The following is a 19,855-nucleotide window of genomic DNA, read 5'->3' on the forward strand; positions in this document are numbered from 1 at the left end:
GCGGCGCCGCTGGCGGCGCGCCTGCTACAGCTTGCGCAGTGAGACCCGCTGGACCTTGTGGTCGGCCCCCTTGCGGAGGATCAGCGTGGAGCGGCCGCGGGTGGGGGCCACGTTCTCGGTGAGGTTGGGCAGGTTGGTGTGCTGCCACACCTGCCGGCGGTACTCCAGCGCCTCGGCCTCCGGCACCTTCGTCAGCCAGCGGAAGTACGAGTTGGGGTCGGTGAACGCGGTCTCCCGCAGCTTGCGGAAGCGGTTGAGGTACCAGCGCTCGATGTCCTCCGGCCTGGCGTCCACGTAGATCGAGAAGTCGAAGAAGTCGGCGAGGCCGACCCGGGTGCGGCCGTCCTTGCCGGGGAGCGCCGGCTGCAGGACGTTCAGCCCCTCGACGATCAGGATGTCCGGCTGACATACCGTCAACTTCTCGTCCGGGACGATGTCGTAGACCAGGTGGGAGTAGACCGGCGCGGTCACCTCCGGCTTGCCCGACTTCACGTCGGCGACGAAGCGGGTCAGCGCCCGACGGTCGTACGACTCCGGGAAGCCCTTGCGGGCCATCAGCCCGCGCCGCTCCAGCTCCGCGTTGGGGAGGAGGAAGCCGTCGGTGGTGACCAGCTCCACCCGCGGATGCTCGGGCCAGCGCGCGAGCAGCGCCTTCAGCAGCCGGGCGGTGGTGGACTTGCCGACGGCGACGCTTCCGGCGACCCCTATCACGAAGGGCGTCCCGGGCTGGGTTCCGGTGTGGCCGTTGCCGTCCAGGAAGGCGTTGAGGGAGGCGCGGAGCCGGCCGGTGCCCTGGACATAGAGGTTGAGGAGACGGGAGAGCGGAAGGTAGATGTCCTCGACCTCCTTGAGGTCGATCACATCGCCGAGGCCCCGTACCCGTTCCACCTCCTCCGCGGTGAGCGGCAGCGGCGTCCGCTCGTGGAGGGCGCTCCACTCGGCGCGGGTGAGGTCCACGAAGGGACTGGCGTCGCCGCGGCGCTGCGCCGACGCTCGGGAATCGAGGGTTTCCAGGGTCCTGGCCACCCCTCCATTGTCCGGGTACCGCTGGCCGAAGATCAGACCGGGGTCGGCAGGGCGTAGACGTTGTGGTCCTGGCTGCCGGTGTAGACGCTGCCGGACGTCACCATCGGGGTGCCCCAGACGGCGGCGCCGACCGAGAAGCGGCGGGTCACCTTTCCGTCGGCCGGCTGGAGGGCGTAGAGGTAGCCGTCTCCGCCGCCGATGTACAGCAGCCCGCCGGCCATGGACGGGGAGGAGTCGATCGGGGCGGCCGTGCGGAAGGTCCAGGCGGGGCTGCCGTCCGAGGCGCGGAGGGCGTAGACCCGGCCGTCCTCGCTGCCGAAGTGGACCAGCCCGGCCGCGGAGACCAGCGGGGAGGAGATGATCTGGCCGCCGGTGAAGCGCTTCCAGCGGAGCTTCCCGGTGGTCGCGTCCACCGCGTACATCGCGTGGTCCTGGCTGCCGACGTAGACCGTGCCGCCCGCCATGGTGGGGGAGGACCAGATGCTGCCCTGGGTCCCGTAGGCCCAGCGCTGCTTTCCGGAGGCGGCGTCCAGGGCGTACAGGGCGCCGTCGAAGCTGCCGATCCACACGGTCTGCGAGGCCGGGTCGTGGAACGGGGAACTGAGCACCTCGGCACCGGTCGGGGCCTTCCAGCGGACCTTTCCGTCGGCCGCCGCCAGCGCGTAGACGTTGTTGTCGTGGCTGCCGAAGACCAGCAGGTCGCCGTAGCGGAGCGGGGAGGAGCAGCACTTCCCGCCGGTGGCGTAGGACCAGCGCAGCCTTCCCGAGGCGGCGTCGACGGCGTAGACGCTGTGGTCGTAGCTGTCGAAGTAGACGGTGTTCTCGGCGTAGGCGGGGGTGGACCAGACGATGTCGCGGGCGGCGAAGGCCCAGCGGGGGGCGCCGGTACGGGAGTCGAGGGCGTAGAGGTGGCCGTCGTCGCTGCCGATGTAGAGGAGGTTGTCGGGGGAGATGTTCGGCGAGGAGTGCACCGGGCCGCCGGTGCGGTGGGTGAAGGCGGCCTGCGGCACGCCGGGGTGGTCGCCGGTGCCGGTGGACGCGGTGCCGCCGCCGCCCGCGGTGCCCGCGGCGGCGCGGTGGCTCCCGGACTCCAGGCCGATCCAGGTGCCGGCGGTCGCGGCGGCGACCCCGCCGCAGACGGCGAGGAAGGCGCGGCGGCGGAAGAACGGCGTCGCGCGATGGGCCGGCCCGGAGGCGGCCGCGGCGGCCTGGGCGGCGGGCGGCGGCTCGCTGGCCGGGTCGCCGGAAGGCGTGCCGGGCCGGGTCTCCGGCGAACCCTCGGGGTAGCCGGTGGCGGCCTCGGGCAGCGCGACCCGGTCCGGCGGCCCCGGCCGGCCGCCCTCCGCCCGCGGGGAGAGCCTGGCGGTTTCCACGTCCCCTTCGTACGGCGGCTCCGAGGCGTAGGAGGGCAGGGGCTCGCTGTACGGCAGCGCCTCGCTGTACGGCAGGGCCGCGCTGTACGGCAGCGGCTCCGGCTCGCCGCCCAGGGTGCCGTCGCCGCCGGCCCGCTGCTGGATGTCCGCCAGCACCGCCGGCGGCAGCCAGCCGGGCTGGCCCAGCAGGGTGGGGCCGAGCTCGGAGGCGAAGGCGGCCGGGGTCGGCCGGGCCGCCGGGTCCTTCGCCAGGGTGCGGGCCAGCAGCCCGCGGAGCTCCCCGGGGACCGCCTCCAGCCGGGGGCGGCTCTCCACCACCCGGTACAGCATGGAGAGTTGGGGCCCCTCGCCGAAGGGGCCGAGCCCGGTCGCCGCGTAGACCAGCACCGAGGCCAGGCAGAACATGTCGGCGGGCGGTCCGAGGGGATCGCCGGCCACCTGCTCGGGGGACATGAACCCGGGCGAGCCGAGCACCGTCCCCGCCGTGGTCAGCGCGGTGTCCTCGGCGGCCCGCGCGATGCCGAAGTCGATCAGACGCGGCCCGTCCTGGGCGAGCAGCACATTGGACGGCTTGACGTCCCGGTGCACCAGCCCGGCCCGGTGGACGTCGGTGAGGGCGCCGGTCAGCCCGGCTGCCAGGGCGCGCAGCGTCGGCAGTGGCAGGGGGCCGTGCGCCGCGACGGTCTCCTCCAGGGTGGGCGCCGGCACGTAGAGGCTGGCCAGCCAGGGGCGCTCGTCCTCCGGCCCGGCGTCGATCAGCACCGCCGTGTACGGGCCGGACACCCGGCGTGCCGCCGCGACCTCGCGGGCGAAGCGCTTGCGGAAGCCGGCGGAGCGGACCAGCTCGGGGCGGATCACCTTCACCGCGGTGAGTACGCCCGCGGGGGAGCGGGCCAGGAAGACCTCCCCCATTCCGCCCGCGCCGAGCCGGGCGATCACCCGATACCCGCCGATGGACGCGGGCATCTGCTCCGCAGGTCTGTCCGCGGGCGTGTCGCGCATCACGGCCTCCCCTCGCCGGTGCGGTCGAAGCTCATTATGGCGTCCGGGGGTTGACACGGGCAGGGCGTGTGCCGCGGTTGCGCCGGGATCGGTACCGGCCCGATATCCGGGATCCGCCGGCGGCCGGCCGCGGCCCGCCGGGCCGGCCGCCGGCAGCGCCGTGCTCAGCGCGCCGGAGGGGGCTTCGCCGTGGTCCCGCCGGGGGTGCGGAGGGCCTTCCGCGGCCCGTGTCCCAGCCCCCGTGCGGGCCGTTCGGCGAGGGAACTGACGCGGTGTCAGCGACCCCGCGCGCCGGTGCGCACGCCGGCGGCGCGCCGGGGCCGGGGGCCCGCCGCCGGGCGGTCCGGCGGCCGCGAGGGAGGTGAACATCGGGTGAGAGTTCGCCCGCACCGGCCCGGGATCGTTCCGGGACCGTCCCGGGATCGTTCTTCCGCCCGGGTGCACCTCGGCGTTCCGCCTGTTCGAAGCACGGCCCTGCGACCCATAAGCTGTCGCTCATGTGCGGAATCGTTGGCTACGTGGGCGGGCAGCCCGCGCTGGATGTTGTTCTCTCCGGCCTGAAGCGGCTGGAGTACCGCGGCTATGACTCGGCCGGGGTCGCGGTGCAGACCCCGGACGGGCCGCTGGCCACCGAGAAGCGGGCCGGGAAGCTCGCCAACCTGGAGAAGGCGCTCGCCGAGAACCCCCTGCCGGGCGGGACGGTCGGCATCGGCCACACCCGCTGGGCCACCCACGGCGGCCCCACGGACGCCAACGCCCACCCCCACACGGACAACGCGACCGAGGTCGCGGTCGTCCACAACGGCATCATCGAGAACTTCGCCGCGCTGCGGGCCGAGCTGGCCGAGCGCGGCCACGTCCTGAAGTCGGAGACCGACACCGAGGTGGTCGCCCACCTCCTCGCCGACGAGGTGCGCGAGCTGGGCGGCGACACCGTCGACCTGGCCGAGGCCATGCGCCGGGTCTGCCGCCGCCTGGACGGCGCCTTCACGCTGGTCGCCACCCACGCCGGCGCGCCCGGCGTGGTGGTCGGCGCCCGCCGCAACTCGCCGCTGGTGGTCGGTCGCGGTGCGGGCGAGTACTTCCTCGCCTCGGACGTCGCCGCGTTCATCGCCCACACCCGCGAGGCCATCGAGCTGGGCCAGGACCAGGTCGTCGAGCTGAGCCGGGACGGCGTCACGGTGACCGACTTCCTGGGCCGCCCGGCCGACGTCCGCGAGTACCACGTGGACTGGGACGCCTCCGCCGCCGAGAAGGGCGGCTACGACTACTTCATGCTCAAGGAGATCGCCGAGCAGCCGCGCGCCGTCGCGGACACCCTCCTCGGGCGGATCGACGGCGAGGGCCGGCTCACCCTGGACGAGGTGCGGATCGACGACCAGGTGCTGCGCGAGGTCGACAAGGTCGTCATCGTGGCCTGCGGCACCGCGTACCACGCGGGCCTGATCGCCAAGTACGCGATCGAGCACTGGACCCGGATCCCCTGCGAGGTCGAGGTCGCCTCGGAGTTCCGCTACCGCGACCCGATCATGGACCAGCAGACGCTGGTGATCGCCATCTCGCAGTCCGGCGAGACCATGGACACCCTGATGGCGCTGCGGCACGCCCGCGAGCAGGGCGCCAAGGTGCTGGCCATCTGCAACACCAACGGCTCGACCATCCCGCGCGAGTCGGACGCGGTGCTCTACACCCACGCCGGCCCCGAGGTCGCGGTCGCCTCGACCAAGGCCTTCCTCACCCAACTGGTGGCCTGCTACCTGGTCGCCCTCTACCTGGGCCAGGTGCGCGGCACCAAGTGGGGCGACGAGATCTTCGAGGTGATCCGGCAGCTCGCGGACGCGCCGAAGCAGGTCGAGCAGGTGCTGGAGACCATGGAGCCGGTGCGCGAGCTGGCCCGCTCGCTGGCGGACGCCTCGGCGGTGCTCTTCCTCGGCCGGCACGTCGGCTTCCCGGTGGCCCTGGAGGGCGCGCTCAAGCTCAAGGAGCTGGCGTACATGCACGCCGAGGGCTTCGCGGCGGGCGAGCTGAAGCACGGCCCGATCGCGCTGATCGAGCAGGACCTGCCGGTGGTCGTGGTGGTCCCGTCCCCGCGCGGCCGGTCCGTCCTCCACGACAAGATCGTCTCCAACATCCAGGAGATCAGGGCCCGCGGCGCCAAGACCATCGTGGTCGCCGAGGAGGGCGACGAGGCGGTCGTGCCGTACGCCGACCACCTGGTGCGGATCCCGGTGACGCCGACCCTGCTGCAGCCGCTGGTGGCGACCGTCCCGCTGCAGGTCTTCGCCTGCGAGCTGGCCACCGCCAAGGGCCACGAGGTCGACCAGCCGCGCAACCTGGCGAAGTCGGTCACGGTGGAGTGACCGGGTGATCATCGGAGTCGGGATCGACGTCGCCGAGATCGCGCGCTTCGGGGCCGCCCTGGAGCGCACCCCGGCGCTGGCCGACCGGCTCTTCCTGCCCTCCGAGCGGTACCTGCCGGGCGGCGAGCAGCGCGGGATCGCGTCGCTCGCCGCCCGGTTCGCCGCGAAGGAGGCGCTGGCCAAGGCGCTGGGGGCGCCGCCGGGACTCCTCTGGACGGACGCCGAGATCCGCACCGAGCCGTCCGGCCGCCCGATCCTCCACACCACCGGCACGGTGGCCGCGCGAGCGGCCGAACTCGGCGTCCACAGCTGGCACGTCTCCCTGAGCCACGACGCCGGGGTCGCCTCGGCGGTCGTGATCGCCGAGGGCTGACCGCCGGCCGCCTCGCGGGATCTGCGCGGGGGGCGCCCCCCGGGGAATGATGGGGGGCATGCGGAATGCGTATGCGGTGGAGCGGGTGCGGGCGGCCGAGCGGGAGCTGATGGCGCGGCTGCCCGAGGGGACTCTGATGCAGCGGGCCGCCGCCGGGCTGGCCGCGACCGCGGCCGAGGCGCTCGGCCGGGTGTACGGCGGCCGGGTGGTGGTGCTCGCCGGGAGCGGCGACAACGGCGGGGACGCGCTCTACGCGGGCGCCCGGCTGGCACGCCGGGGCGCGGCGGTGCGAGCGGTGCTGCTCAACCCGGAGCGCGCGCACGGGGGCGGCCTCGACGCCCTGCGCGCCGCCGGCGGCCGGGCCGTGACGGAGCGCGGGGAGGCGCTGCGCGCGCTGACCGAGGCCGACCTGGTGCTGGACGGGATCGTCGGGATCGGCGGCCGCGGCGGGCTGCGCCCGGAGGCCGCCGAGTACGTCCACGCCATCGGCGAGCGGGCGACCGTCCTCGCCGTCGACCTGCCGAGCGGGATCGACGCCGACACCGGCGAGGTCGCGGGGGAGGCCGTCCGCGCCGACATCACCGTCACCTTCGGGACCCACAAGCCCGGGCTGCTGATCGACCCCGGCCGGGAGCACGCCGGCGTGGTCCGGCTGGTGGAGATCGGGCTCGACCTCCCCTCGCCGCCGGACGCCCAGGCCCTCCAGCACGCCGAGACCGCCGCGCTGCTGCCGCGGCCGGACGCGGAGAGCGACAAGTACCGGCGCGGGGTGGTCGGCATCGCCGCCGGCTCCGCCCGCTACCCGGGCGCGGCCGTCCTCGCCGTCTCGGCCGCGCTGCGCGGTGGCGCCGGCGCGGTGCGGTACGCCGGGCCGGCGGCCGCGGACGTGGTGCGGGCCCATCCGGAGACGCTGGTCACGGACGGCGGGCCGGGCTCCGCCGGGCGGGTCCAGGCCTGGGTGGTCGGGCCCGGGATCGGTACCGAGTCCCGCGCGGAGCAGGTGCTGGACGAGGCGCTGGCCGAGCCGGTACCGCTGCTGGTCGACGCGGACGGTCTGGGGCTGCTGGCCCGGCGCGGGCCCAAGGCGCTGGCCGACCGGGCCGGCGACCCCGGCCGGCCGGTGCTCCTCACCCCGCACGCGGGGGAGGCCGCCGCGCTCCTGGCAGGCGCCGGGCGACCGGCCGAGCGGGCCCGGGTGGAGGCCGAGCGGCTGGCGCACGCCCGGCAGCTGGCCGAGGCGTACGGCTGCGCGGTGCTGCTGAAGGGGTCGACCACGGTCGTCGCCCCCGCCCCGGGGGGCCCGGCGGCACCCGTACGGGTCAATCCGACCGGGACGCCGTGGCTGGCCACCGCCGGCAGCGGCGACGTGCTGTCCGGCCTCGCCGGGGCGCTGCTGGCCGCCGGGCTCCCGGCGCTGGACGCCGCCTCGGCCGCCGCGTATCTCCACGGACTGGCGGCTCGCCGGGCCGCCGCCGGCGGCTCGCCGATCACCTCGCTCGACGTGGCCGCCGAACTGCCCGGCGCCTGGCGGGACGTGCTGAGCGGCTGACCGCGGACGGCGCCGGACGGACGGGTGTTCGACAGGCGCGCCGCGGAGCCCTGGGTTTGACTCGTCGTCAGGCGCCGCCGCACGGCGGCCTCAGCGAGGAGAACCGAACGATGGTGAGTCCCCGTCCCCTGTCCCGCTTCCTGGCCCGCCGCGGTTCCGCGCTGGCGCTGGCCGCCGCGCTCGTGCTGCCCGCGGGCGGCGCCGCCGCGCTGGCCGGCGCCACCCCTGTGGCGGCCTACGGCGGCTGCCCGGCCCGCTCCGGCAGGACCGCCTGCGTCGACCTCACCCACCAGCGGATGTGGGTGCAGAAGGGCCGCCGGGTGGTCTTCGGCCCGGTCCGGGTCCGCACCGGGCGGGCCGGCTACCGGACCCGGCGCGGGCTGTGGCGGATCTACTGGCGCGACCGCCACCACTACTCGACGATCTATCACGTCGCTATGCCCTGGAGTCAGTTCTTCTCCGGCGGCCAGGCCTTCCACGGCCTCGCCGAGCCGATGAGCACCCCGCCGGGCTCGCACGGCTGCGTCAACATGACCTACCCGGACGCCCGCGCCCTCTGGGGCGTCCTCCGCCTCGGCGACCGGGTCGACGTCTTCGGCCGCAAACCGGGGACGTGACCGCCCGCCGCGCGGGAATCATCCCTCCACAGGCGCAGCGGCCCGGCGCGGACCCGGCGCCCAACCGGCGCCCGCCCGGCGGCCCCTCGGAACCGGGGCAGCTCGCAGGGCGTTCGTGCGGCGTGTGGGGATGGTCACCCCCGGGCCGCGCGTCCCGGGGAGCGTGGAGCGGAATGGGAGACTGGGCGGCGATATGAGAGAACCAGAGTCCTCGGCGGCACACCCGGCAGCGCGCTCCGCGACGCTGCCCGCCCCGCGCGCCGAAGCGGTCGTCGACCTGGACGCCCTGCGGGCCAACGTCCGGACGCTGCGCGAGCGCGTCGGCCCCGCCCAGGTGATGACCGTGGTGAAGGCCGACGCCTACGGGCACGGGATGCTGCCCTGCGCGCGCGCCGCCCTCTCGGCCGGGGTCCGCTGGCTCGGCACCGCCACCCCCGAGGAGGCGCTGGCCCTCCGCGCCGCCGGGATCGGCCCCGACCGGGCCCGGGTGCTCTGCTGGCTGTGGACGCCCGGCGGCCCGTGGGCGGAGGCCGTCGCCGCGGACGTCGACGTCTCGGTGAGCGGTCGTTGGGCGCTGGACGAACTGCTGGCCGCGGTACGGGCGGTGGGCCGCCCGGCCAGGGTCCATCTGAAGGCCGACACCGGGCTCGGCCGCAACGGCTGCCAGCCGCACGACTGGCCGGAGCTGACCGCGGCCGCCCGGGCCGCCGAGGCCGAGGGCCTGATCAGGGTGGTCGGCGTGTGGTCGCACTTCGCCGCCGCCGACGAGCCGGGACACCCGTCCATCGAGGCCCAGTCGACCGCCTTCCGGGAGGCGCTGGAGACCGCCGGCCGGGCCGGGCTGCGCCCGGAGGTGCGGCACATCGCCAACTCGGCCGGCGCCCTCACCCTCCCCGGGGCCCGCTACGACCTGGTCCGCACCGGGATCGCCAGCTACGGCCTCTCGCCCGCCCCCGAGCTGGGCAGCCCGGCCGACCTCGGGCTGCGTCCGGTGATGACCCTCCAGGCCGCGGTCGCCCTGGTGAAGCGGGTCCCCGGCGGCCACGGCGTCAGCTACGGGCACACCTACGTGACCCCCGGCGAGACCACCCTGGCCCTGATCCCGCTCGGCTACGCGGACGGCATCCCCCGGCACGCCGGCAACGCCGGGCCGGTCCAGCTGGCCGGGAAGTGGCGGACGGTGGCCGGCCGGGTGGCCATGGACCAGTTCGTGGTGGACCTCGGCGGCGACCACGCCGAGGTCGGCGACCGCGCGGTGCTCTTCGGCCCGGGCACGGACGGCGAGCCGACCGCCGAGGACTGGGCCCGGGCCGCCGGCACCATCGGCTACGAGATCGTGACCCGGATCGGGGCCCGCGTCCCCCGCCGCCACCTCCACGCGGAGCCGGAAGAGGCCGGGACCCGGGATCCGGACGGGGAGTGACGGTGCCTCAGCAGCCCGCTGCGTCCCCGCAGCCCTCCGTCCCCGGCTCCGGTCCCGGCCAGTCGGCCGTGCGCCAGGTGCGCGCGGCGGCCGAGGCCGTGGTGGACGACGTCGCCCAGGGCCGCTGGGCCCTGGCCGGGCGGCGGGCGGGCTGGCTGGGCGTCTCGGTCGGGGTGGTGGCCGCCGGGGCCGCGGCCGGGGTGGCTGTGGAGCGGCTCACCACCGGCCGGGTGATGCGCCAGCGGGCCCGCGCCGAGCTGGACGCGGCCGCGCCGTTCGGCAGCCTCCGCGGTGAGGTGCACACGGTCGCCGCCGAGGACGGCACGGAGCTGCATGTCGAGGTCGACGAGCCCACGGCGTTCGAGCTCGCGGTGGGGCCGGTGCTCGGGCCGGTCCCCGGCTCCGCCGCCGGGGGCGCGGAGGCCGCCGGGGAGGCCGCGCGGGAGGCGGCGGAGCCCCTCCCCAGGCGGGCCACCGCCCGTCTGGCCGGAGCGCTGCGCCGCCCGGTGGCCGCCCTGCGCCGGCTGACCGGCGGCGCGGAGCCGCCGACCGTGGTCTTCTGCCACGGCTACGCCCTCAACCTGGACTCCTGGCACTTCCAGCGGGCGGCCCTGCGGGACACCCACCGGCTGGTGCTGTGGGACCAGCGCAGCCACGGCCGCTCCGAGCGCAGCCGCTCCCACCTGGCCGGCGAGCCGGCCGCGATCGACCAGCTCGGCCGCGACCTCAGGGCGGTGCTGGACGCGGTGGCGCCCACCGGCCCGCTGGTGCTGGTCGGCCACTCGATGGGCGGGATGACGGTGCTCTCCCTGGCCCGGCAGTACCCGGAGCTGTTCCGCGACCGGGTCGCCGGGGTCGCCCTGATCGGCACCTCCTCCGGCGATCTGGCGGGCACCACCTTCGGCCTGCCGGCGGCCGGGGCCAAGGTCTTCCACCGGATCGCCCCGGGCGTGCTGCGGGCGCTGGGCAAGCAGTCCGCGCTGGTCGAGCGGGGCCGCCGGATAGGCGCCGAGCTGGCCGCGCCGTTCTACCGCAAGTACTCCTTCGGCTCCCCCGACGTCGATCCTGCGGTGGCCCGGTTCGCCGAGCGGATGCTGGACGGCACGCCGATCGACGTGGTCGCCGAGTTCTTCCCGGCCATCGCCGCGTACGACGAGCGGGCCGCGCTGCCGGTGCTGCGCGGGCTGCCGGTGCTGGTCCTCACCGGCACCCGGGACCTCCTCACGCCGCCCGGTCACGCCGAGGTGATCGCCGCCGAACTGCCCGAGGCCGAGCTGGTGCTCGTGGAGGACGCCGGGCACCTCGTCATGCTGGAGCGGCCGGATGTGGTCGACGAGCTGCTGTCCGAACTGATCCTCGGAACCCGCGGCCTCCGGCCGGCGGCCCGGGCCGACGAGGACGGCCGGGCCGCTGCGGCCGCCGAGGCCGACGAGGCCGCCGGGGCCGACACGGACGCGGAGCCGCCGGCCTCGGAGGCGTGAAATCCCTGACGCTCCGTCAACTGCCACCCCCACTGGACCACGGGACACCACGGAAGGACCCCATGCACCGCGTCACCATCCCGACCGACGACCGGATGCGCGCGCTGGGCCGCGCGCTGGCCGCCGAACTGCGTGCCGGAGACCTCGTGCTCCTCTCCGGAGGGCTCGGCGCCGGCAAGACCACCCTGACCCGCGGCCTCGGCGAGGGCCTGGACGTCCGCGGCGCCGTCACCTCGCCCACCTTCGTCATCGCCCGGGTGCACCCGTCCCTCTCCGGCGGCCCGGCCCTGGTGCACGTGGACGCCTACCGGCTGACCGGCCTGGACGACATGGAGGACCTGGACCTGGACGTCTCGCTGCCGGAGTCGGTGGTGGTCGTGGAGTGGGGCGAGGGCAAGGTCGAGGACCTGTCCGAGGACCGTCTTGAGGTCCGGATCGAGCGCTCAGCGGAGGAGGGGGACGAGGTCAGGACGGTCACGCTGATCCCGTACGGCGAGCGCTGGCAGACCGGCGCGCTGGCCGAGGTGGCCGCCGCGGCGGCGGTCTGACCGGCAGCGGTCCGACCCGCTCGCGGCTGGATTTTCCGACGTGCTGTCGGGAAGATGTTGCATGGCACCCGGCGGGCGTGTTGGTATGGGTCCAGGGCCAATGGGTTAGGTCTACCTAACTTACGGGAGGCGAGATGTCCGAGACCACCCCGGAAGCGCGGGCCGCGCGGCCGGGCGAGCAGGCCGACCGGGCCGAGCAGGCCGAGTGCGCCGCGCAGCCGGATCGGGCCCAGCCGACCGGGCAGGCCCCCGCCGACACCGTGCGCCGGCTGCTGGCCGCGGGCCCGGCCGCGGCCGCGGTCAGCCGCCCGCCCCTGCGCCACGCCGGCGACGGCGCCCGCCCCGACGCCGCCTAGCGCCCCCACCCACCGGCGCGGGCGAGCGAGGAGCGCCGTCCGCCCGGTCAGGGCACGACGACGACCTTGTCGCCCAGGTCGGCGAAGGCGTAGAGCGCCTTGCCGTCCGCCCTGGACTCCCGGATGCCGCCCGTCCGGGCGGCCGTCGGGGAGGCCGTGGAGCCGTTCACCGCCGCGCTGAAGCCGATCGTGACGCCCTGGTTGAAGGCGAAGATCACGGTGTTCTCGATCCGCGTCCCGTCCGAGCCCGTGCCCGGCCCCCGGTTCTCCCGGATCACGCTGTACGTCCCCGGCAGCGGGCTCACCGCGCTCGGCTGCACCGCGAACGTCCGCTCCGCCGTGGTCGCCTCCGACTTCACCAGCCAGACCCGCTTCGCCTTCAGCGAGTAGACCACCCGCTTCCCGGTCCCCGAGCCGGCCGGGATGGCCGGCGCGGCCGGCTTCGACGGGCCGCTGGTGTGCCCGGCGGCCGGCGGAGGCGGCTTGGGCGCGGCCTCCTTCACCGATCCCTGCGCCTGCAGCGCCAGTACGGTCACCACCGCGAGCGCACCCGCGGTGAGCCCGGTCACCACCGCGCCCGCCCCGAACCTCGCCACGCGACGACCTCCCGTTCGACCCTGCGAACCGATCCCTGCGATACGTCCGCGGCCGCGGCGGCGAGCCGCGGACCGGCCACCCATCCTGCCACCCGTCGTCCACTGCGTCGGCCGCCGTATCGTTGTGCCGTGCTTCTGCTCGCCTTCGACACCGCCACCCCCGCCGTCACCGCGGCCCTCTACGACACCGACGCGGCCGCCGTGCTCGCCGAGGAGACCCGGATCGACGCCCGCCGGCACGGGGAACTCCTGCTGCCCGCCGTCGACCGGGTGCTCTCCTCCGCCGGAGTCCGCAAGGAGGACCTCGGCGCGATCGCCGTCGGCATCGGCCCCGGCCCCTACACCGGCCTGCGGGTCGGGCTGGTCACCGCCGCCGCCCTGGGCAGCGCCCTGGACCTGCCGGTGCACGGCGTCTGCACCCTGGACGGCATCGCCCACGCGGCCCGCGCCCAGGGGCTCACCGGCCCCTTCGCGGTGGCCACCGACGCCCGGCGCAAGGAGGTGTACTGGGCCCGCTACGACGCCGAAGGGGAGCGGGTGACCGAGCCCGCCGTCGACCGCCCGGCCGAGATCGCCGAGCGGCTCTCCGGGATCCCCGTGGTCGGCGCCGGGGCGCTGCTCTACCCGGACGCCTTCCCGGACGCCCGCCCGCCCGAGCACGTCTCCGCCGGCGCGCTGGCCGGTGCCGCCGCCGAGCGGCTGGCGGCCGGCCGGGAGCTGCCGCAGCCGCTGCCGCTCTACCTGCGGCGGCCGGACGCCCAGGTGCCGGCCAACTACAAGACGGTGCTTCCGGCGTGACGGAGCCCGGCGAGGAGGGGTACCGGCTGCGGGAGATGCGCTGGTGGGACATCCCCGCCGTGCTGCGGCTCGAGGCCGAGCTCTTCCCGGACGACGCCTGGTCCGAGGGGATGTTCTGGTCCGAGCTGGCCGACAGCCGGCACCCGGCGGCCACCCGCCACTACGTGCTGGCCGAGGCCGGGGACGGCACCGCCGCCGGCTACGCCGGGCTGATGGCGGTCGGCTCCGAGGCCGACGTCCAGACGATCGGCGTCACCCGGGCACACTGGGGCCGGGGCCTCGGCGCCCGGCTGCTCGCCGAGCTGATCGGGCGGGCCCGCGCGGCCGGCTGCGCCGACCTCCTGCTGGAGGTGCGGGTGGACAACGACCGCGCCCAGCGCCTCTACGAACGCCACGGCTTCGAGCCGGTCGGCGTCCGCCGCGGCTACTACCAGCCGGCCGGGGTGGACGCCCTGGTGATGAAGCTCGACCTGACGAAGCAAGCACAGCATCGAGACCGCACTCCAGAAGGAACCATCGAGCATGGCTGACGAACCGCTGGTCCTCGGCATCGAGACGTCCTGCGACGAGACCGGCGTCGGCATCGTCCGCGGCACCACCCTCCTCGCCGACGCGGTCGCCTCCAGCGTCGACGAGCACGCCCGCTACGGCGGGGTCGTACCGGAGGTCGCCAGCCGGGCCCACCTGGAGGCGATGGTCCCCACCATCCGCCGGGCCCTGGACGAGGCCGGGGTCAAGGCGAGCGACCTGGACGGCATCGCGGTGACCGCGGGCCCCGGCCTGGCCGGCGCGCTGCTGGTCGGCGTCTCGGCGGCGAAGGCCTACGCCTACGCCCTGGACAAGCCGCTCTACGGGGTCAACCACCTCGCCTCGCACATCTGCGTGGACCAGCTGGAGCACGGGCCGCTGCCCGAGCCGACGATGGCCCTGCTGGTCTCCGGCGGCCACTCCTCGCTGCTGCTCAGCGAGGACATCACGACGGACGTCCGCCCGCTGGGCGCCACCATCGACGACGCCGCCGGGGAGGCCTTCGACAAGGTCGCCCGGCTGCTGAACCTCGGCTTCCCCGGCGGCCCCGTGATCGACCGGTACGCCCGGGAGGGAGACCCGTCCGCGATCGACTTCCCGCGCGGCCTCACCGGCCCGCGGGACGCCGCCTTCGACTTCTCCTTCTCCGGGCTGAAGACCGCGGTGGCGCGGTGGGTCGAGGCCAGGCGGCGGGCCGGCGAGGAGGTCCCGGTGCGGGACGTGGCCGCGTCCTTCCAGGAGGCGGTGACCGACGTCCTCACCCGCAAGGCGGTCCGCGCCTGCCGGGAGAACGGCGTGGACCACCTGATGATCGGCGGCGGCGTGGCCGCCAACTCGCGGCTCCGGGCGATGGCCCAGGAGCGCTGCGAGAAGGCCGGCATCCGGCTCCGCGTCCCGCGGCCGAAGCTGTGCACGGACAACGGGGCGATGGTGGCCGCGCTGGGCGCGGAGATGGTCCGGCGGAACCGGACGGCCTCGGCCTTCGACCTCTCCGCCGACTCCTCGCTGCCGGTGACCGAGACCCACGTCCCGGCGCGAAGCGAGTAAGCGGAACAGTTCGCTCCCGATCCTTCATGCCCGCCGCTTACCGAGGTCTCACCGGATAGGCCACTCGTTCCCGGCTGTGCCGCGGCTGTGGCCCCGCTTTGTTCGTCTACGCTCCGAGCCATCCCGCGCATCTCGCGGGACGGCGGCGGGACGGGCTCCGATCGGGAGCGGACAGGGGGCAGGGATGCACCGGCGGATCGGGGTCGCGGCGGGGGCCGCGGCGCTGCTGCTGACGCTGGCGGGATGCGGCGGCGGGGGGTCCTCGGGGAGCGGCGGCGGAACCGCCTCCGGGACCGGAAGCCCGGCGGCCGCAGGCGGCGTCGGCGGAGGCGGCGGGGGTTCCGGAAGCGGTGCCGCGGCCGGCGCCGCGGTCTGGTCGAAGTGGGGGCTCAAGCCGCTCCCGCCGGCCCCGGCGGCGCCCGCCGACCGGCCGATCAAGCTCTCCCGCACCGGCCCGGTGCCGGTCTTCTCCCGGGTGCCGACCACCCAGCGGGTGGTCTTCATCACCATCGACGACGGTCTGGTCAAGGACCCCCGTTTCGTCGAGATGGAAAGGGAGCTGCACGTCCCGATCACGATGTTCCTGATGAACGACGCGATAAAGGACGACTACGGGTACTTCAGGTCCCTGCAGGCGCTCGGGTACTCGATCCAGAACCACACCCTCCACCACCCGGTGATGAGCAGGCTCGGCCTGGCCCAGCAGAGGAACGAGATCTGCGGAGACCAGAAGATCCTCACCGCCGAGTACGGCACCGCCCCGTACCTCTTCCGCCCGCCCTACGGCGCCTACGACCGGGCGACCCGGGAGGCGGTGCGGGCCTGCGGGCCGGCCGCCATCGTCTACTGGACCGACACCATGGAGATCACCGGGATCCGGTACCAGAACGGGCGGCTGCGCCCGGGGGACATCATCCTCGCCCACTTCCGGGGGCCCCAGCAGCTCAAGGGCGAGAGGATGACCGCGATGTTCGCCAACATGGTCAAGCGGATCGAGGAGCAGGGCTTCACGGTCGGCCGGCTGGACGACTACATCTCCCGGCCGGGGCAGGCCGGCTGACGTCGGGTCAGCCCGCCGCCGCCGGGTGTCCCACCAGCATGGTCGGCGCCCCGTCGGCGCGGGTGAGGAACACCGTGGCGGCGTTCGGGCCGGCGGGCTTCACCTTGCGGCGGAGCTCCTCCGGCTCGACCGCCGAGCCGCGCTTCTTCACGGTGAGGTTGCCGACCTCGCGCTCGCGCAGCAGCGCCCGCAGCCGCTTCAGGTTGAAGGGCAGCACGTCGGTGATCCGGTACGCGGAGGCGTAGGGGGTGGCGGTCAGCCGCTCCGAGGACAGATAGGCGATGGTCGGGTCGATCAGCGTCGCTCCGCCGAGCTCCGCGGCGACCTCGGCCACCAGATGGGCGCGGATCACCGCGCCGTCCGGCTCGTAGAGGAAGCGGCCCACCGGCGCGGACGGGGGGTCCGGAAGCCGGCCGCCGGCCAGGGAGGCGCTGGACGGCAGCAGGGTGGCCCGGTGCGGGGACGCGGCGGCGGGCGCCGTGCCGAACCACAGCGCGGCCTCCTTGACGTCGCCCGACTCCGAGACCCACTCCGCCTCGACCCCGTCCGGCACCGCCTCGTGCGGGATGCCGGGGGCCACCTTGACCGCGGCGCAGCGGAACCGCCCGGCGGAGGCGGCCGCCAGCGCCCAGCTGAGCGGGGGCGAGTACGCCTCGGGGTCGAAGGTCCGGCCGCGGGCGGTGCGGCGGGCCGGGTCGGTGAAGAGCGCGTCGCAGCCGGCCGTGTCGACGGCGGTCACGTCGGCGCAGACCACCTCGATGCGGTCGGCGAGGCCGAGGGCGGCGGCGTTGGCCTCGGCGGCGGCGCAGGCCTCCGGGTCGCGGTCGACGGCGAGGACGCCGAGGCCGGCGCGGGCCAGGGCGATCGCGTCGCCGCCGATGCCGCAGCAGAGGTCGGCCACCCGGGTGGCGCCGAGCTCCGCGAAGCGGGCGGCGCGGTGGGCGGCGACGGAGGCGCGGGTGGACTGCTCGACGCCGTTCGCAGTGAAGTACATCCGGGGGGCGTCCGGGCCGAATTTCGCTCCGGCGCGTTGGCGGAGTCGCGCCTGGGTGAGCGCGGCGGAGACCAGCTCCGGGGGGTGGGTCCTGCGGAGGCGGCTGGCGAGGGCGAGTTCTTCGCCGGGAGCGTAATCGGCGAGCTCCGCCAGGAGGGCCTGGCCTTCGGGGCTGAACAGGGTGCGGATCTCCACGGGGGTCATTCTCTCCGGTCGCAGGGGGTGTTCTCCCCGTGGCGGCTCCGGGGGTGGCGACTCGAGAACGCGGCGCGCCCCGCGCCACGTTGGCACTCTGGTTGACTGAGTGCTAATGGCTGTCTAATGTCTTCGTTGGCACTCTCCCACGGAGGGTGCCAGCAGCGACAAGGCAGGTCCGGCACCCGCGACGACGGGCCCACCAGGTTCGCGACCCTGACATGACACACCCCGTTGATCCTCCGAAGGGGGAGGTCGGATCGTGACGACCGCCAGCAGCAAGGTTGCCATCAAGCCGCTTGAGGACCGCATCGTGGTCCAGCCGCTCGACGCCGAGCAGACCACGGCCTCGGGCCTGGTCATCCCGGACACCGCCAAGGAGAAGCCCCAGGAGGGCGTCGTCCTGGCCGTGGGCCCGGGCCGCTTCGAGGACGGCAACCGTCTGCCGCTCGACGTGAAGACCGGCGACGTCGTTCTGTACAGCAAGTACGGCGGCACCGAGGTCAAGTACAACGGCGAGGAGTACCTCGTCCTCTCGGCTCGCGACGTGCTCGCGATCATCGAGAAGTAAGTCCAGCGGCGTAGCAAGGTATCGCTGTACGCATCGTCGTGACCCGCCCCGGGTCTCCGTGTCACACATGACCGGGGCCCGGGGCGCGGTTGTTGAGAGGGAAGACCTGAGCATGGCGAAGATCCTGGAGTTCGACGAGCACGCCCGCCGCGCGCTGGAGCGGGGCGTCAACAAGCTTGCCGACACAGTCAAGGTGACCATCGGCCCCAAGGGCCGCAATGTCGTCATCGACAAGAAGTTCGGCGCCCCCACCATCACCAACGACGGCGTCACCATCGCCCGTGAGGTCGAGGTCGACGACCCGTTCGAGAACCTCGGCGCCCAGCTGGTGAAGGAGGTGGCGACCAAGACCAACGACATCGCGGGTGACGGCACCACCACCGCCACCGTCCTGGCCCAGGCGCTGGTCAACGAGGGCCTGCGGAACGTCGCCGCCGGCGCCGGCCCCGCCGGGCTGAAGAAGGGCATCGACGCCGCCGTCCAGGCCGTCGCCGAGCACCTGCGCAAGGTCGCCCGCCCGATCGAGGGCAAGGACGACATCGCCGCGGTCGCCGGTCTGTCCGCCCAGGACCCGCAGGTCGGCGAGCTGATCGCAGAGGCGATCGACAAGGTCGGCAAGGACGGCGTGATCACCGTCGAGGAGTCCCAGACCTTCGGTCTCGAACTGGACTTCACCGAGGGGATGCAGTTCGACAAGGGCTACCTGTCCCCGTACATGGTCACCGACCAGGACCGCCAGGAGGCCGTCCTGGAGGACCCGTACATCCTGATCCACCAGGGCAAGATCTCGTCGATCCAGGACATGCTGCCGCTGCTGGAGAAGATCCTCCAGGCGAACAGCTCCAAGCCGCTGCTGATCATCGCCGAGGACGTCGAGGGCGAGGCGCTCTCCACCCTGGTGGTCAACAAGATCCGCGGCACCTTCAACGCCGTCGCGGTGAAGGCCCCCGGCTTCGGCGACCGCCGCAAGGCCATCCTGGGCGACATCGCCACCCTGACCGGCGGCCAGGTCATCGCCGAGGAGGTCGGCCTCAAGCTCGACCAGGTCGGCCTTGAGGTGCTCGGCACCGCCCGGCGCGTCACCGTCACCAAGGACGACACCACCATCGTCGACGGTGCCGGCGACAAGACCGCCGTCGAGGGCCGGGTCAACCAGATCAAGGCCGAGATCGAGGCCTCGGACTCCGACTGGGACCGCGAGAAGCTGCAGGAGCGGCTGGCCAAGCTGGCCGGCGGCGTCTGCGTCATCCGCGTCGGCGCGGCCACCGAGGTCGAGCTGAAGGAGAAGAAGCACCGCCTGGAGGACGCGATCTCCGCCACCCGCGCGGCGATCGAGGAGGGCATCGTCGCCGGCGGCGGCGCCTCCCTGGTGCACTCCGCCAAGGTGCTGGAGGACGGCCTCGGCCTGAAGGACGACGAGGCCACCGGTGTCGCCGTGGTCCGCCGCGCGCTGGTCGAGCCGGCCCGCTGGATCGCCACCAACGCCGGCCAGGAGGGCTACGTCGTCACCTCCAAGACCGCCGACCTGAAGAACGAGCGCGAGGGGTACAACGCCGCGACCGGCGAGTACACCGACCTCGTCAAGATCGGCGTCATCGACCCGGTCAAGGTCACCCGCTCCGCGCTGGAGAACGCCGCGTCGATCGCGGCGCTGCTGCTCACCACCGAGACGCTGGTGGTCGAGAAGCCGGAGGAGGAGTCGGACGAGGCGGCCGGCGGCCACGGCCACTCGCACGGCCACGCGCACTGAGGTTGCCACCTCTGAGCTGAGCCCGCTCGGGGGGTTCTTGGGGCTTTCGCCCCAGGGCCCCAGGGCGGGCTTTGCGCGTTACGGGGGGCAAGCGGGTCTTCGCGGGCGGGTGCGGCGCCGTTGACCGCTGGGCGCGCAGTTCCCCGCGCCCCTGATGTGCCTGGCCCTTCGGGCCGCACATCAGCGGCGCTCCCCGGGTTTCAGCGCC

Annotated in this window: 17 protein-coding genes and 1 pseudogene; 14 read left to right on the forward strand and 4 right to left on the reverse strand. The window is 74.7% G+C overall.

Annotated features, from left to right (window positions below):
- Window positions 1–24: 24 nt before the first annotated feature.
- Both coaA and BS73_RS22920 read right to left on the reverse strand, forming a co-directional pair.
- On the reverse strand, window positions 25–1,014 hold the full coding sequence (coaA, locus tag BS73_RS22915) for a type I pantothenate kinase (RefSeq protein ID WP_037580692.1): 990 nt from the start codon (window positions 1,012–1,014) through the stop codon (window positions 25–27).
- Window positions 1,015–1,058: 44 nt separating this feature from the next.
- Window positions 1,059–3,401 (reverse strand): outer membrane protein assembly factor BamB family protein, encoded by a 2,343-nt coding sequence (locus BS73_RS22920; protein WP_161789695.1) that lies wholly within the window; start codon window positions 3,399–3,401, stop codon window positions 1,059–1,061.
- 497 nt (window positions 3,402–3,898) lie between these two features.
- On the opposite strand from BS73_RS22920, the gene glmS reads away from it, so the two are divergent.
- The 8 genes and pseudogenes from glmS (at window position 3,899) to BS73_RS22960 (ending at window position 12,108) form a co-directional block, all read left to right on the forward strand.
- Window positions 3,899–5,761, forward strand: coding sequence for a glutamine--fructose-6-phosphate transaminase (isomerizing) (glmS, locus tag BS73_RS22925; protein ID WP_084704276.1), 1,863 nt, complete (start codon window positions 3,899–3,901; stop codon window positions 5,759–5,761).
- A gap of 4 nt (window positions 5,762–5,765) precedes the next feature.
- A complete protein-coding gene (locus tag BS73_RS22930; protein ID WP_037575407.1) occupies window positions 5,766–6,134 on the forward strand; it encodes a holo-ACP synthase in 369 nt (122 codons plus the stop codon).
- A 58-nt stretch (window positions 6,135–6,192) separates the two neighbouring features.
- On the forward strand, window positions 6,193–7,683 hold the full coding sequence (locus BS73_RS22935) for a bifunctional ADP-dependent NAD(P)H-hydrate dehydratase/NAD(P)H-hydrate epimerase (RefSeq protein WP_037575410.1): 1,491 nt from the start codon (window positions 6,193–6,195) through the stop codon (window positions 7,681–7,683).
- Between the two features lie 239 nt (window positions 7,684–7,922).
- Window positions 7,923–8,300: pseudogene (locus BS73_RS38865) on the forward strand (L,D-transpeptidase); the annotation flags it as partial.
- A 193-nt stretch (window positions 8,301–8,493) separates the two neighbouring features.
- Window positions 8,494–9,723: an alanine racemase gene (gene alr / locus BS73_RS22945; protein ID WP_084704277.1), complete on the forward strand. Its 1,230-nt coding sequence runs from the start codon at window positions 8,494–8,496 to the stop codon at window positions 9,721–9,723.
- A gap of 77 nt (window positions 9,724–9,800) precedes the next feature.
- Window positions 9,801–11,204 (forward strand): alpha/beta fold hydrolase, encoded by a 1,404-nt coding sequence (locus tag BS73_RS22950; protein WP_084704833.1) that lies wholly within the window; start codon window positions 9,801–9,803, stop codon window positions 11,202–11,204.
- 62 nt (window positions 11,205–11,266) lie between these two features.
- On the forward strand, window positions 11,267–11,752 hold the full coding sequence (gene tsaE / locus BS73_RS22955) for a tRNA (adenosine(37)-N6)-threonylcarbamoyltransferase complex ATPase subunit type 1 TsaE (RefSeq protein ID WP_037575413.1): 486 nt from the start codon (window positions 11,267–11,269) through the stop codon (window positions 11,750–11,752).
- Between the two features lie 134 nt (window positions 11,753–11,886).
- Window positions 11,887–12,108: a hypothetical protein gene (locus BS73_RS22960; protein ID WP_037575416.1), complete on the forward strand. Its 222-nt coding sequence runs from the start codon at window positions 11,887–11,889 to the stop codon at window positions 12,106–12,108.
- 47 nt (window positions 12,109–12,155) lie between these two features.
- Here BS73_RS22960 and BS73_RS22965 read toward each other — a convergent pair whose 3' ends face one another.
- Window positions 12,156–12,704, reverse strand: a complete 549-nt coding sequence (locus BS73_RS22965; RefSeq protein ID WP_037575419.1) for a hypothetical protein — start codon at window positions 12,702–12,704, stop codon at window positions 12,156–12,158.
- Between the two features lie 129 nt (window positions 12,705–12,833).
- Here BS73_RS22965 and tsaB point away from each other — a divergent pair, with 129 nt between their 5' ends.
- The 4 genes from tsaB (at window position 12,834) to BS73_RS22985 (ending at window position 16,137) form a co-directional block, all read left to right on the forward strand.
- Window positions 12,834–13,502 carry a tRNA (adenosine(37)-N6)-threonylcarbamoyltransferase complex dimerization subunit type 1 TsaB gene (gene tsaB / locus BS73_RS22970; RefSeq protein WP_037575421.1) on the forward strand — a complete coding sequence of 223 codons (669 nt, stop codon included), beginning with the start codon at window positions 12,834–12,836 and terminating at the stop codon, window positions 13,500–13,502.
- Between the two features lie 35 nt (window positions 13,503–13,537).
- Window positions 13,538–14,032: a ribosomal protein S18-alanine N-acetyltransferase gene (gene rimI, locus BS73_RS22975; RefSeq protein ID WP_037580699.1), complete on the forward strand. Its 495-nt coding sequence runs from the start codon at window positions 13,538–13,540 to the stop codon at window positions 14,030–14,032.
- On the forward strand, window positions 14,025–15,077 hold the full coding sequence (gene tsaD / locus BS73_RS22980) for a tRNA (adenosine(37)-N6)-threonylcarbamoyltransferase complex transferase subunit TsaD (RefSeq protein WP_037575424.1): 1,053 nt from the start codon (window positions 14,025–14,027) through the stop codon (window positions 15,075–15,077). Before rimI ends, tsaD begins: the two co-directional genes overlap by 8 nt.
- Before the next feature lie 184 nt (window positions 15,078–15,261).
- Window positions 15,262–16,137 carry a polysaccharide deacetylase family protein gene (locus BS73_RS22985; RefSeq protein ID WP_037575426.1) on the forward strand — a complete coding sequence of 292 codons (876 nt, stop codon included), beginning with the start codon at window positions 15,262–15,264 and terminating at the stop codon, window positions 16,135–16,137.
- A 7-nt stretch (window positions 16,138–16,144) separates the two neighbouring features.
- Here BS73_RS22985 and BS73_RS22990 read toward each other — a convergent pair whose 3' ends face one another.
- Entirely contained in the window at window positions 16,145–17,335 is a 1,191-nt protein-coding gene (locus tag BS73_RS22990) for a class I SAM-dependent methyltransferase (RefSeq protein ID WP_037575428.1), read from the reverse strand.
- 253 nt (window positions 17,336–17,588) lie between these two features.
- On the opposite strand from BS73_RS22990, the gene groES reads away from it, so the two are divergent.
- Together groES and groL are read left to right on the forward strand one after the other, a co-directional pair.
- Window positions 17,589–17,897 (forward strand): co-chaperone GroES, encoded by a 309-nt coding sequence (gene groES / locus BS73_RS22995; RefSeq protein WP_037575431.1) that lies wholly within the window; start codon window positions 17,589–17,591, stop codon window positions 17,895–17,897.
- Window positions 17,898–18,009: 112 nt separating this feature from the next.
- Window positions 18,010–19,647 (forward strand): chaperonin GroEL, encoded by a 1,638-nt coding sequence (gene groL / locus BS73_RS23000; protein WP_037575434.1) that lies wholly within the window; start codon window positions 18,010–18,012, stop codon window positions 19,645–19,647.
- The last annotated feature ends 208 nt before the right edge of the window (window positions 19,648–19,855 follow it).

It is taken from the genome of Phaeacidiphilus oryzae TH49, from assembly GCF_000744815.1.
GTDB lineage: Bacteria > Actinomycetota > Actinomycetes > Streptomycetales > Streptomycetaceae > Phaeacidiphilus > Phaeacidiphilus oryzae.